The 16,045-nt window shown below is 72.9% G+C and carries 9 protein-coding genes; 3 read left to right on the forward strand and 6 right to left on the reverse strand.

Annotated features, from left to right (window positions below):
• Window positions 1-76: 76 nt before the first annotated feature.
• Genes ABZW17_RS08745 through ABZW17_RS08755 form a run of 3 tightly spaced genes read left to right on the forward strand, consistent with a single transcriptional unit; the run spans window position 77 to window position 3,688 of the window.
• Window positions 77-1,513 (forward strand): CCA tRNA nucleotidyltransferase, encoded by a 1,437-nt coding sequence (locus tag ABZW17_RS08745; RefSeq protein WP_354811160.1) that lies wholly within the window; start codon window positions 77-79, stop codon window positions 1,511-1,513.
• A gap of 3 nt (window positions 1,514-1,516) precedes the next feature.
• Window positions 1,517-2,824 (forward strand): ATP-binding protein, encoded by a 1,308-nt coding sequence (locus ABZW17_RS08750; protein ID WP_354811162.1) that lies wholly within the window; start codon window positions 1,517-1,519, stop codon window positions 2,822-2,824.
• 12 nt (window positions 2,825-2,836) lie between these two features.
• Complete coding sequence (locus ABZW17_RS08755; RefSeq protein WP_354811164.1) at window positions 2,837-3,688, forward strand: class I SAM-dependent methyltransferase; 852 nt, start codon at window positions 2,837-2,839, stop codon at window positions 3,686-3,688.
• On the opposite strand, the gene ABZW17_RS08760 is transcribed toward ABZW17_RS08755, so the two are convergent.
• The 6 genes from ABZW17_RS08760 to ABZW17_RS08785 are packed head-to-tail and all read right to left on the reverse strand — an operon-like array spanning window position 3,675 to window position 16,016.
• A complete protein-coding gene (locus tag ABZW17_RS08760; protein WP_354811166.1) occupies window positions 3,675-5,582 on the reverse strand; it encodes a TNT domain-containing protein in 1,908 nt (635 codons plus the stop codon). The genes ABZW17_RS08755 and ABZW17_RS08760 overlap by 14 nt on opposite strands.
• A 36-nt stretch (window positions 5,583-5,618) precedes the next feature.
• Entirely contained in the window at window positions 5,619-8,456 is a 2,838-nt protein-coding gene (locus ABZW17_RS08765; protein WP_354811168.1) for an ADP-ribosylglycohydrolase family protein, read from the reverse strand.
• Window positions 8,457-8,472: 16 nt separating this feature from the next.
• Window positions 8,473-10,716, reverse strand: a complete 2,244-nt coding sequence (locus ABZW17_RS08770; RefSeq protein WP_354811170.1) for an ADP-ribosylglycohydrolase family protein — start codon at window positions 10,714-10,716, stop codon at window positions 8,473-8,475.
• A complete protein-coding gene (locus tag ABZW17_RS08775) occupies window positions 10,717-12,123 on the reverse strand; it encodes a glycohydrolase toxin TNT-related protein (protein WP_354811172.1) in 1,407 nt (468 codons plus the stop codon).
• A gap of 5 nt (window positions 12,124-12,128) precedes the next feature.
• A complete protein-coding gene (locus tag ABZW17_RS08780) occupies window positions 12,129-12,563 on the reverse strand; it encodes a hypothetical protein (RefSeq protein WP_354811173.1) in 435 nt (144 codons plus the stop codon).
• Window positions 12,564-16,016, reverse strand: a complete 3,453-nt coding sequence (locus ABZW17_RS08785) for a toxin glutamine deamidase domain-containing protein (protein WP_354811175.1) — start codon at window positions 16,014-16,016, stop codon at window positions 12,564-12,566. It abuts the gene before it with no gap.
• Window positions 16,017-16,045: the final 29 nt, after the last annotated feature.

Genomic DNA, 16,045 nt, shown 5'->3' on the forward strand with positions numbered 1-16,045 from the left:
CCCCGGTAGGCTGGCTCTCCGTGTCCGTGTCCGGCGGTGCCTGCAGCTATCGCACCTGGAACGTAGTGGGATTTTCGTGAACGACGTGGTCGACAAGCAGGTGGTGGAGCTGATGGAGGTCTCCCCACTGGCCGAGGAGCTGGCGGAACGGTTCGCCAGGGCGGGGCACCGCCTCTACCTCGTGGGTGGCAGCGTGCGCGACGCGCTGCTCGGCCGGCAGTCCGGCGACCTCGACTTCACCACCGACGCCCGGCCGGACCGGGTGCTGAAGATCGTCAGCGGCTGGGGCGACGCGGTGTGGGACGTCGGGATCGCCTTCGGCACGGTCGGTGTGACGAAGAAGGGCATGCAGCTCGAGATCACGACGTTCCGCGCCGACAGCTACGACCGCGTCGGCCGCAACCCCGAGGTCACCTTCGGCGACAGCATCGAGGGCGACCTGCTGCGCCGCGACTTCACGGTCAACGCGATGGCCGTCGAGCTGGCGTCGAAGACGTTCATCGACCCGCACGACGGGCTGAGCGCCCTGCGGGAGCGCGTCCTGGACACCCCGGCGACGCCGCAGGAGTCCTTCGCCGACGACCCGCTGCGGATGCTGCGGGCCGCCCGCTTCGCCGCGCAGCTCGACTTCACCGCGGCCCCGCGGGTGGTCGACGCGATGACGTCGATGGCCGAGGAGATCGACCGGATCACCGCCGAGCGGGTGCAGGCCGAGCTGTCGAAGCTGCTGCTGGCGGCCGACCCGCGGCCCGGCCTGGAGCTGCTGGTCGAGACCGGGCTGGCCGACCGGGTGCTGCCCGAGGTGCCCGGGATGCGGCTGGCGATCGACGAGCACCACCAGCACAAGGACGTCTACCAGCACTCCCTCACCGTGCTGGCCCAGGCGATCGAGCTGGAGAAGACGCACGAGCCGACGTCGGAGCCGGACCTGATCCTCCGGCTGGCGGCGCTGCTGCACGACGCCGGCAAGCCGGCCACGCGGGAGTTCCAGCCGGGCGGCGGGGTGAGCTTCCACCACCACGAGGTGGTCGGCGCGCGGATGGCCCGCAAACGTTTGCGGGCGCTGAAGTTCTCGAAGGAGATCGTCGACGACGTCTCCCAGCTCGTGTTCCTCCACCTGCGGTTCCACGGCTACGGCAAGGGCGAGTGGACGGACTCGGCGGTCCGCCGGTACGTCACCGACGCCGGCCACCTGCTGACCCGGCTGCACAAGCTGGTCCGCGCCGACTGCACCACCCGCAACCGCCGGAAGGCGGCCGCGCTGCAGGCGACCTACGACGACCTCGAAGCCCGGATCGCCGCGCTCAAGGCCAAGGAGGACCTCGACCGCGTGCGGCCGGACCTCAACGGCGAGCAGATCATGGAGCTGCTCGGCCTCAGGCCGGGGCCGGACGTCGGGAAGGCGTGGAAGTTCCTCAAGGAGCTGCGCCTGGACCGCGGCCCGCTGGAGCACGACGAAGCGGTCGCCGAGCTGAAGAAGTGGGCCGCGGAAAACGGCGTCGGGGGCGCGTGAGCCGTGGCGGGCGGGGGCAGCTTCCTGGTGGCGCTGCTGAGGCGCGGCGCCCCCGCGATCGCCACCGCCACGAGTGAGCTGCCCGACGAGATCGCCGACCCGGCGCCGATGCACGCGCTGCGGCGCATCTCGCGGATGTCCGGCCCGATCGACCCGACCGAGCGCGACGGCCTGCTGCTGCGCGCCACCCGGTACGTCGTGCTCATCCCGCTGGCCTACCGGCTGCTCGCGGTGCCGGGCCAGTTCGGCGTATACGTCCTCCAGCACGGCGCGACCGGGCTGCTGCCGGTCGGGGTGTTCACGCTGCTGTCGGTGGCGCTGAACGTCGTCGGCCTCCGCTGGATGTTCCGCTCGGCGCCGTTCCGCGGCCGGGACGCCGGGAAGCTGCTGGCCGTCGACCTGGCCTTCACCGTGCTTTCGCCGCTGCTCATCGCGCTGACCGTGCCGACGACGGCGTACTTCGACGCGCTTTCGGTCACCAGCGTCCACCTCTACGGCGAGGCCGGGCTGCTGACGCTCGCCCTCGGCCTCCCGAGCGGCGTGGTGTTCGGGCTGCTCGGCTTCCCGCTGCGGATGCTGGCGAACTGGCTGAACACCGGCGGGTTCCGCGTGGGGGCCGCGTTCTCGACCTACTCCGTCCTGCTCGCGGAGCTGTTCCTGGCCACCGCCGCGCTGGTGCTGACCGGCCTCGGCACGCGGCTGGCCCTGGCCTACGGCACCCGCAACGGCCGCCTCGCCGAACGCGCCCAGCAGCACCGGCGGCTGCACGACACCGTGCTGCAGACGCTGGAGGCGATGGCGCTCTCCAGCCCCGGCGAGCCCGAAGAGCGGCTGGTGGAGATCCAGCGGCTGGCGCGGGCCCAGGCGATGGAGATCCGGCACACGATCGAGTCGGCGGCGTCCGAGCGGGCCGAGGCCGGCGCGCGGCCGCTGGGCGAGAAGCTCGCCGCGCTCGCCGCCGAGATGGCCCGCGACGGCCTGCGCGCCCAGCTCGTGGTGGCCGAACTGGACGACGACACGCTCTCGGAGGTCCGCCAGATCGCCATCCGCGACGCCGTCCGCGAGGCGATGCGGAACACCATGAAGCACTCCGGCACCGACCGGGTCGTGGTCCGCGTCGAGGAGCGCGACGGCGGGATCGCGGTGATCACGCGCGACCACGGGAGCGGTTTCATCGCGGCCGACCACCCCGCCGGGTTCGGCATCAGCGAGTCGATCACCGCGCGGCTGGCCGAAGTCGGCGGGACGTCGCTGGTCGAGTCGGGACTCGCCGGGGGCGGCACGCGAGTGACGTTGTGGGTCCCGTTCTGATATCTCCTGACCATGACCTCGATCGAGCCGCTCGCCGACGCCCTCGCCGCCTACCGGTCCGGTGACCGCGACCAGGCCGCCGAACTCGCCGCCCAGGCCGGGCGCGCCGGCTCCACCCTCGCCGACGAACTGCGCACCTACCTGGCCGGCGACGGCTCGGCGCCGGTGTACGACCAGCCGAGCGCGTTCACGGCGTTCATCCGCGGCGGCGGCAACGTCGAGCTGTACCGGGCGCTGAGCGCCGAGCTGGCCGCCCGGTACGACGCCGGGAAGCCGGAATCGCTGCTCGACCTGGGCTGTGGTGACGGCCTCGCCGTGGTGCCCGCGCTGGAACAGGCGTCGCACCTGCCCGCCCGGATCGACCTGGTCGAGCCGTCGGCCGCGCTGCTCGACGGCGTCCACGAGCGGGTGCCGTCGGCCCAGTGCTGGCAGTCGACCGCCCAGGACTTCCTGGCCCGCGACGACCTCGGCTGGGACTTCGTGCAGTCGACGTTCGCGCTGCAGTCCATCGAGCCGGAGCAGCGCGCCGAGGTGCTGCGCGCGCTGCAGCCGCGCACCGCGACGCTGGTGCTGGCCGAGTTCGACGTCCCCGAGTTCGACGAAGGCTCGCCCGAGCACCTGCGCTCGCTCGTCGAGCGGTACGAGCGCGGGGTGGCCGAGTACGGCGAAGACGCGACCCTGGTCGCGCAGGGCTTCCTGCTGCCGGTGCTGCTCGGGATCGTCTCCGGGCAGCAGCGGACGAACTGGGAGCACCCGGCCGCGGTCTGGGCCGAGCAGCTGAAGACGGCTGGCTTCACCGAGGTCGACGTCACCCCGCTCGCCGACTACTGGTGGTCGCCCGCCGTCCTGATCACTGCCTGCTGAGCGAGCCCGTCTCCAGGTGCTGGGCGAGCGGCCGCGGCAGCAGGTAGGCGACCGCGCCGCCCGGCAGGCCACCCCACGGCGCCGCCACGCCGGTCAGCACCCGGACCGCGCGCTGCACGCGGTAGAGCCGCTTCTCGCGTTCGCGTTCGAACGCCAGGGCCGTCTCGACGAACCGCGTGCCCTCGGCGTGCACCAGGTTGCCGGTCTCGTTGCCGAACCGGACGACCGTGCTGCCCGGGGCGAGGGTGATCAGGCGCTTGCCGCGGTAGAAGTTCAACGGCGGTTCGCCGCGCATCGGCAGGATCGGCCAGTCGGCGGGCTGGTCGGACTCCTCCGCCGGCCGCGGCGGCAGCATCAGCAGCACGCCGAGGAGGAACCGGGCGGCGTCGCCGAGCGAGCCGAACGCCACCGGCTCGTCCGACGGCGGCCGCGAGACCTCCCAGCCGTTCTCGGCCCGCCGCAGCGTCCAGACGCCTTCGGCGGGCATCTCGTTGGCGCCGATCCGGTAGGCCGCGGCCGGCACGCCGTGCTCGGTGAGCCGCTGCTGGAGCAGCTCCAGCGTCTCCGCGCCGCGCAGGTTCCGCACCTGCTCGCCGCGGGAGACGCGGGTGAGCGCGCGTTCGTCCGGCAGGTCGGCGTCCGTCTGCGCCGGCCGCGGCTGGCCGAGGACCTCCGCCTCCGCCGTCGCCCGCACGAGCTCGCCGACGAACGGCGGCCGGAACCCGGCGGCGCGGATGTGCTCGACCAGCTCCGGTTCCGGCGGCACGCCGTACTTGCGCAGGTAGTGCGGCACGGCGGCGGGCCAGATCCAGGTGCCGTCGGTGTGGAAGGCGTTCGGCACGTCGGGCTTCGCGCCCGGCCCGCCGAAGATGTCCGGCAGCGGCGCCGGCCGGTGCAGCGCGACCGGCGCCCGGAACAGGTAGTCGAGCAGGCCGCGGACCTGGTCGGGCGGCACCGGCGGCCGGTTGACCGCCGGGCGCTCGCCCTCGGCGTGCGAGTCGGCGATCCGCGCGTGCCGGAACACCGTGTCCAGCGGCAGCCCCGCCTTCGCGGTCAGCCACGCCGGCACGTGCTTCGACGTCCGCGGGAAGTTCGCCAGCTCCAGCTCGTAGGCGGCGGTCGACGGGCGGCCGCCGTCGTTGGGCGGCACCCGCCAGTCCGGCTCGCGGTCGGCGTCGAAGTCGAAGTCGAACTGCGACTCGGCGTCGAGGGTGAACGTGCCCTGGAACCACGTGCCGGTCTCGGGCTGGCACATCGCGGCCCGCAGCCGCGCGAACAGCCCGCCGAGCCGGGGCGCCGCGGGCAGCGAGACCGACACCGGGCCGTCCTCGTCGCCGACCGCGCGGACCTCGATCTCGGCGTAGTCGCCGACCTGCCGGAACTGCGCGCCGACCCGCGTCCAGCCGCCGGGCACGGTGTGCAGCAGCGTCCGGCCGATGGCGCGCAGCAGCGCGTTCTGGTCGCCGGTGCCCGGCTGCGGCCGCGCTTCCGGCGCCTCGGTGAAGTCGAGCCGCGTCTGCCACAGCGCCGTGACCTGCTTCGCCGGCACGGTGACCGAGAAGTCGGTCAGGCCCAGCTGCGCGGCTCGGACGGCGTCGTCGCGGACCCAGCGCAGGGTCAGCTCGGGCCGCGCGTCCGGCGCGACCTCGAAGACCTCGCCGTCGTACTCGGCGAAGGTCCGCAGCGTGAACGTCAACGGCACCTCGCTCGCCGGGACGACCTTCGCCGGCCGGTCCTCGAACTCCTTGTCGAAGCCCTCCGGCGCCTCTTCCTCCGGCAGCACCGACAGCAGCACGGTGCCGTCCGTGGTCGACCGTTGCGCGCGGAAGGTCCCCTCACCCCACGTCGCATACAGGCCGTCCGGGCGTTCGGCCACCTCTACCCGGTAACGCACGTTTCGTCCTCCCCGTCCCCAGTGATCCCCGAAAACCTAGTCGACCGGGTACCGAGCGAACCACCGGTCGTCGCCCGGCGCATCCGGGCCGAACTCGGCGAGCGCGTCGTCCGCGAGCCCGACGATGACATCGCGGAGTTCCAGCTGGTCGAGCCAGCTTTTCCGCAGTGCTTCCGCGCCGTACATCGCGCCGGCGAGATTGCCGCAGACCGAGCCGGTCGAGTCGCTGTCGCCGCTGTGGTTGACCGCTGCGAGCAACGCCGAATCGGCGTCGGTGGTGGTCAGGGCGACGTACACCGACATCGACAACGCCGTCTCGCCGACGTTGCCCTGCCCGAGCGTCTCGAGCTTCTCCGGTGTCGGCGGGCCCTCGAGCGCCAGGGCCGCGTCGAGCGCCTCGCTCTGTTCTTCGTGTCCCGGGTGCTTCACGAGCTCGGCCCGCGCGGTCGCGACCGCGTCGAGCAGCGGTTTCCCGTGCAGCAGCTCGTGGACGAGCACCGCGAAGCAGCCCGACGACAAGTACCCGCTCGGGTGACCGTGGGTCAGCGCCGCGCTCTCGGCCCCGAGCCGGAACACCTCGGCGAGGTCGTCGGACCACAGCGCGATCGGCGCCGCGCGCATCACGCCGCCGCAGCCCTTCGAGTTGTTCACCGGCCGCTCGATGGTGCCCCGGACGCCCGAGCGGCCGTACGCCTCCAGCTCGCCGAAGCAGGTCAAACCCGGCGCGCGCCGGCTGAACAGCTCCTGGTGGGTGATCAGCCAGCCGTCGGGCGCCTCGACGGCCGACTGCGGCCCGCGCGCCCGGTCCCAGGTGACGCCCTGGGTGTGCAGCCAGCGCTGGTAGGCCAGCTGCAGCGAGTGCACGACGTCGGCCGAGCCGGTCCGCCGCCGCTGGGCGTGCGCCCGGATCAGCGCTTCCAGCGTGAAGAGCGTCATCTGCGTGTCGTCGGTGATCCGGCCGACGCCGCCGTACGCGGGGATGAAGTCGGTGATGCCGGCCGGTCCGGCGATTTCGCGGATCCGGTCGATCGAGTCGAACTCCGTCTTCGCGCCCAGCGCGTCGCCGATCGCCCCGGCCAGCAGGCTGCCGCGCAGTCGCGATCGCAAGTCGGGTCCCTTCGGTTGCAGGGTGAACCGGCCACTCGGGTACCGGCGCTCCCAGCGAGCGTGTTCCGCGGTCTCCGTCTGGAGGCCGTTGCGGTTGAAGTACCAGAAGACGTCGCTGGCGACGTCGTCGAGCAGGCCGAGGTCGGGCAGTGCGGCCACCCACGCGGCGGGCAGGCCGGGCACGCCGAGCCGGGCGCCCACCATGGCGCCGGCCAGCGCCCCGGCGACCGGGCCGGACCGCGCGGCGAGCGTGATCGCGGCCTCCGGGTCGTAGCCGCGCTTGGCCGCGGCGAACAGGGCGCGGCCCAGCACCGATCGCACGCTCCGGCCGTCGCCGATGCCCTCCTGCTGCGTGACGTCGTCGGCGTCGCGGTCCTCGCGCAGCGCCAACGTCGAGGTCGCCAGGTCGCCGCCGAGCTCCCGCAGCCGGACGTGCACCGGCAGTGCGAACGTGTCCCGCGTCAGCAGGGCCTGGAACAGCGAAACCAGCAGATCGACGCCTTCGGTGACCTCGGCGCCGGCCGCGCTGCCGGTCAGCTCCCGGGCGACGTCCTTCGCGTACTGCTCGCCGTCGACGTCGGCCAGGGCGACCGCGCCGGCCGGGGTCGCGGCCAGCGCCGTGGCCAGCAGCGCGGAGAACTCGGCGGGCGCCAGGCCCGCGTGCCGGGTCGCGACGGCGAGCCAGCCGGCCGGGTCCGGTTCGGGCAGCGTCGCCGGGACCTCGCCGGTCGGCACCGGCGGCAGGCCGCGCAGCAGCGCGTCGGTGTGGAACAGCAGGTGGCGCGTGAGACCGCCCATCGGCAGCGGGCCGGTGGCGCCACCACCCAGGGCGTCACCGATCGCGAAGCCGACGTACGCGCCGACGATCCGGTGCCACGCGAAGCGCCCGGCGAGCGTCCCGAAGGCGGAGAACTTCCCGAACGTCCACGGCACCGGCCGCGGCCGCGCGTCCTCGTCCACGTGCGCGATCAGGCCGTTCGCGGCCAGGTCGGCGGGCCATTCGGGGTCCTGCCCGGCCCGGCGCCGGACGCCGTTGCGGTACTGCCAGGCGAACCCGCGCAGGTACCGGAGGCACTCGGCGGGCGTCAGCTCGAAGTGGTGGTCACGGGCGTGGTCCACGGCGTATCGCAGGTGCCGTTCCAGCAGATCGGGCGGCTCGACACCGAACTCGGCGACCAGCGCGGGCAGCGCCTCGGCGACCTCGGGCCCGGCCTCCGGCGCGGGCTCTTCGACCCGGGCGCGCAGCTCGGGCGCGCCACCGCGGGCCTCGGTCAGCTCGCCCGCGGTCAGGCTGCGGACCTGCCCGGTGCCGGGGTCGAGGGTCAGTCCGGACGACGGCAGCTCCCGGACGGCCACCCGCCACCGCCGCGGGTACCGCCCGGGCACCTTCGCCGACGAGCTGTAGGCGATGACCTCCCGCCCGCCGGTGCCGGGCACCGGCCGCAGCAGCGGCTCGCCGTCCAGCAGGGGGACGTACACCTCGCAGTCGAGCAGCGCCCGGGCGAAATCGGCGCGGCTGATCCAGTTCACGCTGAGGTAGTTCAGCAGCTTTTCGGCGTCGGTGGCAGGCACCGGGAACCCGCGCCAGACCGGGCCGGGCGTGTACTGCTCGTTGCCCCGGCGCGGGCCGGTCGGCTCCCCGAACAGCGTGTACTGCGTCCAGCCGCGGATGGCGCGCACCGGGATGCCGAGGCCGGGAAACGCCTTTTCGTCGAACTCCGGGTCGACGTCGGGACGCCACTCGACGAAACCGCCGTCTTCTGCCATTCTCCCCATCCTCGCGCTAGTGCCGCGGGTACCGCTCGATCCACTGGTCGCCGAGGGCGCTCAGCGCCGAGTGCCGGTCGAAGTGCCAGTAGGCGTCCGAAGCGACGTTCTCCACCAGGTACCGCAGCTCCAGCTGGTCGACCCACTTCTGCGGCAGTCCGGGGATCCCGGTCCGCGCGCCGAGCAGGGCACCGGCGATCGCGCCGGTGAGCGCGCTGCGGCCGGAGTGGTTGACCGCGCGAAGCAGCGCCTGCTCCGGGTAGTTCTCGAAGCCGGACAACGCGGCGAACGCGCGTCCGAGCACCGACAGCGTCGTCTTGCCGTCGCCGATCAGCTCGGGCATCCGCAGGTCGGGCAGCCCGTGCTCGCCGAAGAACGGCACCGACTCGGCGACCATCTCCGCGATCGCCGTCCACTCCGGGCCCTGCTGGTACTCGCTGTCCGGGTTGAGCACCTCGCGGCTGGTGTTCCAGATCGGGAAGCTGAACGCCTCCTTGGTCAGCGCGTGCTCGAACAGCCAGGTCAGATAGGTCGCGGCGGCCAGGTCGGGCTCGGTCGGGTGGGTGACGCCGGCCAGCTCGCGCGCGGCCTGCCGCGCGCCGCCCCCGAACCCGCTGCCGGGCCCGGCCATGGTCAGCGCGGCGGGCAGCGCCGGGATCAGCGCGGCCGGGCCGGTCATCGGCTGCGCACCCGCGCCGCCGGTCGCGAGCTGGTGGTAGGCGTTGAGCTCGGCGTCGTCGGCGTCGCGGCGGGCGTGCAGGTCCGGGACCTGCACGAGCCAGCCGTCCACGGCGTCCATCGGCGCGCCCTGGGTGCGCAGCCAGCGCTGCAGCGCCCCGCGGACGACGTCCGGGAAGAGCTGTTCGGCCTCGCGCGACTCGGGCTGCTCGCGGTGCGGGCTGCGGATCGCGGCCTCGGTGTAGAACAGCAGCCGCTGCGTCAGCGAACCGATCCGCCCGGGCTGGTCGAACGCCGGGACCAGGTCGGTGACGCCCTCGATGCCGTACTTCGCGTGGATGTCGTGCAGCATCATCCGGTCGACGGCCGCGCCGAGGGCCTCCCCGAGCGCGAAGCCGACGTACGCGCCCGTGACGCGCTGCCAGCCGTAGCGGAACCCGTCGAGGTCCCGCTCGAAGTACTTGCCGAACGTGTCGAGCCGCGGCACCGCGCGGCCGGTGTTGTCGTACGCCGGGGCCAGGCCGTTCGCGCGCAGGTCGTTGGGCTTGCTGCGCGGCGGCTCCGGCATGGCGAGCCGCTTCAGCCAGGACTCGCCGAGCACGGTCTTCGCGCACTCCTCGGCGGTCAGCTCGAAGCCGCGGCGCCGGGCCTTCTCGGCCGCCACGAGCGGCGGCTTCACCGGATCCGGCAGTCCCATCCGGGACGCGGTTTCGGTGGCGACCCGGATCAGGTCCTCCTCCGCCTCCGGGCAGCGGCCGTGCACGTCGATGCGGGGCTCGTGCCGCGGGAACCGCTTGACGATCTCGGCGAGCTCGCCGCTGGAGACGTCCTCGATGGTCGTCGGGCCGCCGTTGATCACCAGGTTCGGCGGGTGCTCGAACTCGGCCAGCGTGGCGACGTCGACCTTCCACCAGCCGTGCTCGCGCGAGGGCAGGTGCCGGGTCGAGCTGAACACCTTGAGCTCGTTGCGCTCCTCGGCGAAGTAGAACCGGTCGGTCTTGCCGGTCTCCAGGTCGAGCGGGACGAACACCTCGCACCGGATCAGCCCGATGAGCAGCAGCTCCCGGGTCAGCCAGCCGACGCTGCCGAACGACAGCAGCGTCTCGATGGTGTTCTCCGGCTTCGGGTAGCCGCGGCGGATCGGGCCGGCCTTGTACTCGGGGTTCTCGCGCTCTTCACCGGTCTGGTTGCCCTCGGCGTCGACCTTCACCCAGCCCGCGACGGCCTGCAGCGGCACGCCCAGCTCCCCGAGCCCGGCCTTGACGTACTCGGGGTCGACGACCTCGCGCCAGTTCTCCTGGCCGGGGAACGCCACCGGCACCGACAGCCCGCCGGGGTGCGGGTGCGCCTGCCGCAGCTCGCCGTCCGGCTCCCGGACGACGACCGACGGCGGCGGGAAGATCTCCTTCTCCGGCCGGCCCTCGTCGAGGAACGCGATGGTGTTGTAGGGCACCGACCAGCCCTCGGGGATGCGCAGCACCTTCTCGGTGTCCACCCGCAAGCCCGCGGGACCGGAGACGTCCGGGCCGTGCACCGCGCGCAGCCACTGGCCGACCTTGGCAATCGCTTCCGCCGCTTCCACCTACTCGATCCTCTCCAGGCTTCCGTCGGACTCGTGCTCGGCGATCGTCTTCGGCAGCACGAAGGCCACCGCGCCACCCGGCAGGTTCGCCCACGGAACCGTGATGCCGGTGATCACGTGCAGCGGGCGTCTCAGCCGGTAGCTCCGCCGTTCCCGCTCACGTTCCAGCGGCAGCGACGTCGTGGCGAACCGTACCTCGCCGTGGTGAACGAGATTGCCGGGTTCCTCGCCGAAGCGCAGGACGACCGTACCCGCCACCAGCCTGGTGATGCGCTTGTTGCGGAGCAGGGTGAGGGGAGGCTCACCCGGCGCCGGGTGCACCGGCCAGTCGTCGAGTTCCTTCGCCGTTTCCAGCGGGGTTTCGTGCCCGGCGGTCATCCGGGCGGGGTGCAGCAGCAACGCACCGAACAGCTGCTGGGCGGCGTCTTCGAGGCGGCCGAAGTACATCGGCTCGCGGGGCTTGCCGCCGGCGTACGCGGCGACCTCCCAGCCGTCGGGGGTGTAGTTGAGGCACCACGCGCCGTCCGCGCGCTCGCCGACGCGGTACGCCTCGGGCCAGACGCCGTGCTCGCCGAGCCGCTGGACCAGCACGATCAGCAGCTCTTCGTCCCCGAGCTTCGGGTCCGGCGTGGTCTCCAGCTCGGCGGCGACGTCCCCGGCGGTCTTCTTGACGTCGGCGCGGCCCGGCTTCGGCCGCGGCTTGCCCAGCAGGTCCGCCTCCGCGGTCCGGCGGACCAGCGGCTCGACGTACGGCGGCTGGAAGTGGTGCCGCCGGATGTGCGCGACCAGGTCCGGCTCGGGCGGCACGCCGTGCTTCGCGAGCAGGAGCGGGACGGCTTCGGACCAGATCCACGTGCCGTCGGTGTGGAACCGCTCGTCGCCGGCTTCGTGGACGACGGCTTCGCGCTCGAGGTACTGCAACACGAGCGGCACCTCGGTGTCGGTGAGCGGCGGCCGCTCGACGTCCGGGCCGCCGACGTCGGCGTGCCGGAAGACCACACCCAGCGGGAGCTGCGCGCGCAGGCGCCACCAGTCCGGGATGTGCTCGTCGGCCCGCGGGAAGGCGGCGAGCTCCGCCGGGTAGGCGGCCGGCTCCGGGGCGTCCGTCCACACGGGATCGTCGTCCAGCGCGAAGTCGAAGTCGAAGGCGCCGTCGGGGGTGAGCGTGAAGCGCGCCTGCAGCCACGTGCCGCGGTCCTCGGTGTACATGCCGGCCCGCAGTTCGGCGAAGAGCCCGGTGAGCTCGTCCGGCGTCGCCGTGTTGTGGCCGACGGCTTCGGCGTTCGCGCCGACCTGCCGGAAGTCGACGACGGCGGGCTTGGCGGCGTCGGCCCGGTGCTCGCGGACGAGCTTTCCCAGGCGTACCAGGAGGGTCCGCTGCGCTTCGGGCGAAAGCCGATGTTCCACGTGAATCATTGCGGGATCACCGACGTGAAGGTGAAGGTCGGGGCCTCGCCGGCGGCGCGGCGGGCGAACTCGTCCTCCCACATCTTGAAGGTGCGCCGGTAGATCGAGTCGATCAGCGCGCGTTCTTCCTTGGTGATCTTGCGGTGCTCCTCTTCGGTCGCGGCCCAGATCGCGTCGATGGTCTGGTAGAGCGCGAAGATCGGCCCGTCACCGCGGAGGTAGTTGTGGCGCTCCTCCTCGGTCCGGCGCACGAACCGTTCGCGGTCGAGGCTGCGGATGTCCGGGCCGTGGTCGAAAAGCACGTCCGTGACGTGTTCCGGTTTTTCCTCGAAGTCCCCGGTCTTCCAATTCAGGATGCGACCGGTCAGGCCGCCGTCGGGCGTGCTCTCGACCACGTACGTGTGGTCGTAGTACTCGAAGTAGGACGGCGTCCGGACCATTTAGAGACTCCCCTGCAGCGCGTCCCAGAACAACGCCCGTTCGCGCTTGATCAGCCCGTCGATCAGGGCCTGTTCCTCGTCGGTGTGTGATCTGCCTTCGGCTTTCTTGAGCGCTTTGAGGTCACGCCGCACTTCGTACAGCGAGTGCTCGTACGCCGACACGTCGTCCAGCGACTTCAGGTGCAGGCGAAGCTCGGCGACGTGCCCGTCGATGCGCACGCTCATCTGCAGGTCGCGGTAGCCCGCCGGGGCGGGGTTCGCGAAACGGTCGTCGAAGGCGACGATCTCCAGGTCCGGGTGCTCCGCGATCCGCGCCAACGCGGCGTAGGCGTCCTGCACCCGTTCGAACTGGATCATCGCGCCCGCGAGGTCGACCAACCGCGACGCGTCGCCGTCGTAGTTCGTGTTGATCTTGTCCATCGCCCGGCCTTCGGACTTCGGCCCGGGACGGAACCCGGCGTGGCCGCCGGTCTCCTCGGCCAGCGGCGGCAGGATCTCCTTCAGCTTCAGGTCGACCCGGGCCGCGTCCCGGTAGCGCTCGGCCAGGTACTCCCGCGTGTAAGCCTCGTCCCCGAGGCGGCCCTGGTCGAACGGTGCCTGCTTGCGGTGCGCGTTGGGGTGGTCCTTCGCCTCGTCGAGCACTTCCTGTGCGGTTTCGGCCTGCTCCGGCGTGAGCGGTGTCGGATCCGGGTGCGGCGCCACCGGTTCGGCGTCCGGGTCCGGGTGGTGCACCTCGTGCACGGCGTCGGCCAGGATCGGGATGGCCTCGTCGTGCACCAGCAGGCCGGCGATCGTCTCCGGCTTGCGCAGCAGCGACCGCGTCAGGAACTCGTTGGCCGGGTCGTGGAGCAGGTCGACCAGCTCGGGGTGCTCGGCCAGCCGCGTCCGGACGAACTCGCCGACCGGCCCGAGGTTCTGCGGGTTCCCCTCGTGGTCCTTGACGATGAGGTCGGTGGTCGCGCCGGCGAGCGCCTCGGCGACCCGCGGCTGGGCCAGGAGCTCGTCGAGCCGGGACTGCGGGGCGTGGCCGTAGCCGCCGTGTGCCTCGGCCTGGGGGTGCTCGGGCTGGACGTGCACCTCCTCCGGCGTGCCGACGTGCATCAGCTTGATGCCCTTCGGCGGCTGCGGCAGGTGCATGAGGTCGCCGGACTGCGGGTCGATGAACGCGACGCCGTCGCGGGTGTGCACGACCATGGCGACGTGCCCGTAGACGACGCCGTTCGGGCCTTCGTACTTCACCGCGACCACGGCGTGGTGGTCGAGCGGCCGGTCGCGCATCTCGCGGATGACGTCGTCGTAACTGCCGCGCTCGGAGAACGTCTCGCCGAACCGGCCTTCGAGGTGCTCGAGCGTGCCGCGCGCGCCCATCTCGTGGAACAGGATCGGCTCGGCCGTCATGTCCCCGCCGCGCAGGCGGTCCAGGTACGCCTCGGGCCCGCGGGTGCAGTTCGACATGAACCCGTTCTCCAGCGCGCCCGGCTGGTGGAAGCCCGGGTTGACCTCGCGCAGGTGCGGGTGCCGGTCCTGGACGTAGGCCGCGCGCTCGGCCGGCGTCGCCGTGTCGGCGTGGATGGCCGCTTCCGACGGCGGGTTCGTCGCGCGAGCCAGCGTCGAGTAGTCCGGCAGTGCTTCGTGGAGGCGCGGTGGCTCGGCGGTGCCGTCGAGGACGTCACTGACCGAGTGGTGGTCCGGCTGGTGCCCGGGCCCGGGGTCGCCGAAGCCGCCGAGGCGTTCCATCAGGGCGGCCTGGCGGCGCCGTTCGAACTCGGCCGCGTTGTGCTCGTTCTCGGCGCGCCGCTCGGCCATCTTGTGCTGCGCGGCCTCGGGGTCGAGGTAGCGCGGGTGGCCGGGGCCGATCTCCTCGGCCTCGATGACCCACTTGCGGCGGCCCTCGGGGGTGATCTCCAGCCGCCGCTCGTGCACCAGCAGCTGCGTGCCGGGCGGCGAGAGCGTCTCGCGCTCGGACGGGTTCTCGGCGAGCTTCGAGATGTCGCGGAGGTTGTCCGACCGGACGTGCAGCTCGACGTCGTCGCCGAACTTGCTCGTGGCGAACTCGCCGGTCTTGATGGACGCGCTGGAGAACGCGGGCTCGACGACGACCGCGCCCGGCTCGTACGGCCCGGCGACGAGCTCGGCCAGCCGCGGGTCCCCGCCGACGTCGAAGGCCCGGATGCTCTCGCCGGACGTGCGCGGGACCTGGTGGAGGCCGTCGACGATGGCGCGCGCGTTCGCCTGCGCGAGGTCGAAACCGGGGTGCCCGGGGCCGCGGCGCAGAGCCTCGTTGACGTCGTAGGCGTACTCGCCGCGGGTGTAGCCGTGCACCGCGACGGCGGCTTCGTCGGTGAGCGGCAGCCCGGCGGCGTCCCGACGGGCCAGCGCGCGGTCGTGGATCTGCTGGTAGACGTCCTCGTTGCCGACCGCGCGGCGGATGCTTTCGTGGTCGGCGGGGGTGCCGCGGTGCTCGCCGTCGAAGAGGTAATCCTCGTCGTGCGGCGGCCGTTCGGGCACCGGGCCCAGCCGGTCGGCGATCGTCTCGTGCGGTGCTCCGAGCGGCAGCTCACGGATCCCGGCGGCGTCGTGCGGCAGCTCGGCCAGCCGCCCGCTGACGGGATCGGCGAAGAGGACGCCGTGCTCGGTGTGCACGGCGGCGACCAGCCGTTCGGCCCCACCGTGTTCGAAGGCGACGGCGGACCGCGCACCGACGGGCCGTTCGCCGAGGTCGTGGGCGACGTCGTCAAAGCTGCCCCGGCTGCTCCACGGCCCGTCGAGACGTGCTCCACGGGCGGGCCCCGCGACGACGTCCTCACCGTTCATCCGCCGGTCGAAGGCGGTCATCGATTCGGCGGCGTTGGTCCGGAAGCCGTGTTCGCCCGGGCCGTAGTGGTTGCGGGTGTTGACCGCGGCGAGCTCGGGAACGGCGTCCCGCACGAGGCGGGCGTGCTGCTGCGGCGTCTCGACGGACCCGGCGTGCAACACGGGCGTCCCACCCGCCCGCAGCGGCTCGGCGAGCCGCGCCCAGCCACCCTCGGGAGCGCCGGTGGCCGGCGGCCGCCGAACGGGAGGAGGCGGCGCACTGGGGTCGTCGAAGGCGGTGAGCTTCGACATGTCACCGCTGGGCCGCAGGTGCGGGTGCTCGGCGTAGAACTGCTCGAGCTCGGCATCGGCCTCACGCTGGAACCGGTCCTCGTCGGCGCGTTCGTCGGCCCGCCGCCGTTCGACGGCCTGGCGAGCCTCGGCGTCCCCGAGGTACCGCGAATCCCCGGCGGCGACCTCTTCGGCGTGCACGATCCACTGCGCCTCACCGGGCCGCCGGTTCGGGTTGTCCGGGTGGCCGGGGCCCTTCTCGACGCCGGTGATCTCGAACTGCGCACCGGCCTTGAAGAGGACTTCGCGTTCGTGCCCGATGCTGGCCATGGCCTCGACGTCACGGCCGGTCTTGGACTGGATCCGCATCTCGACCTCGCCGGGGAAGGAGCTGCGCG

Origin of the sequence: Amycolatopsis sp. NPDC004625 (assembly GCF_040609695.1) — a bacterium.
GTDB lineage: Bacteria > Actinomycetota > Actinomycetes > Mycobacteriales > Pseudonocardiaceae > Amycolatopsis.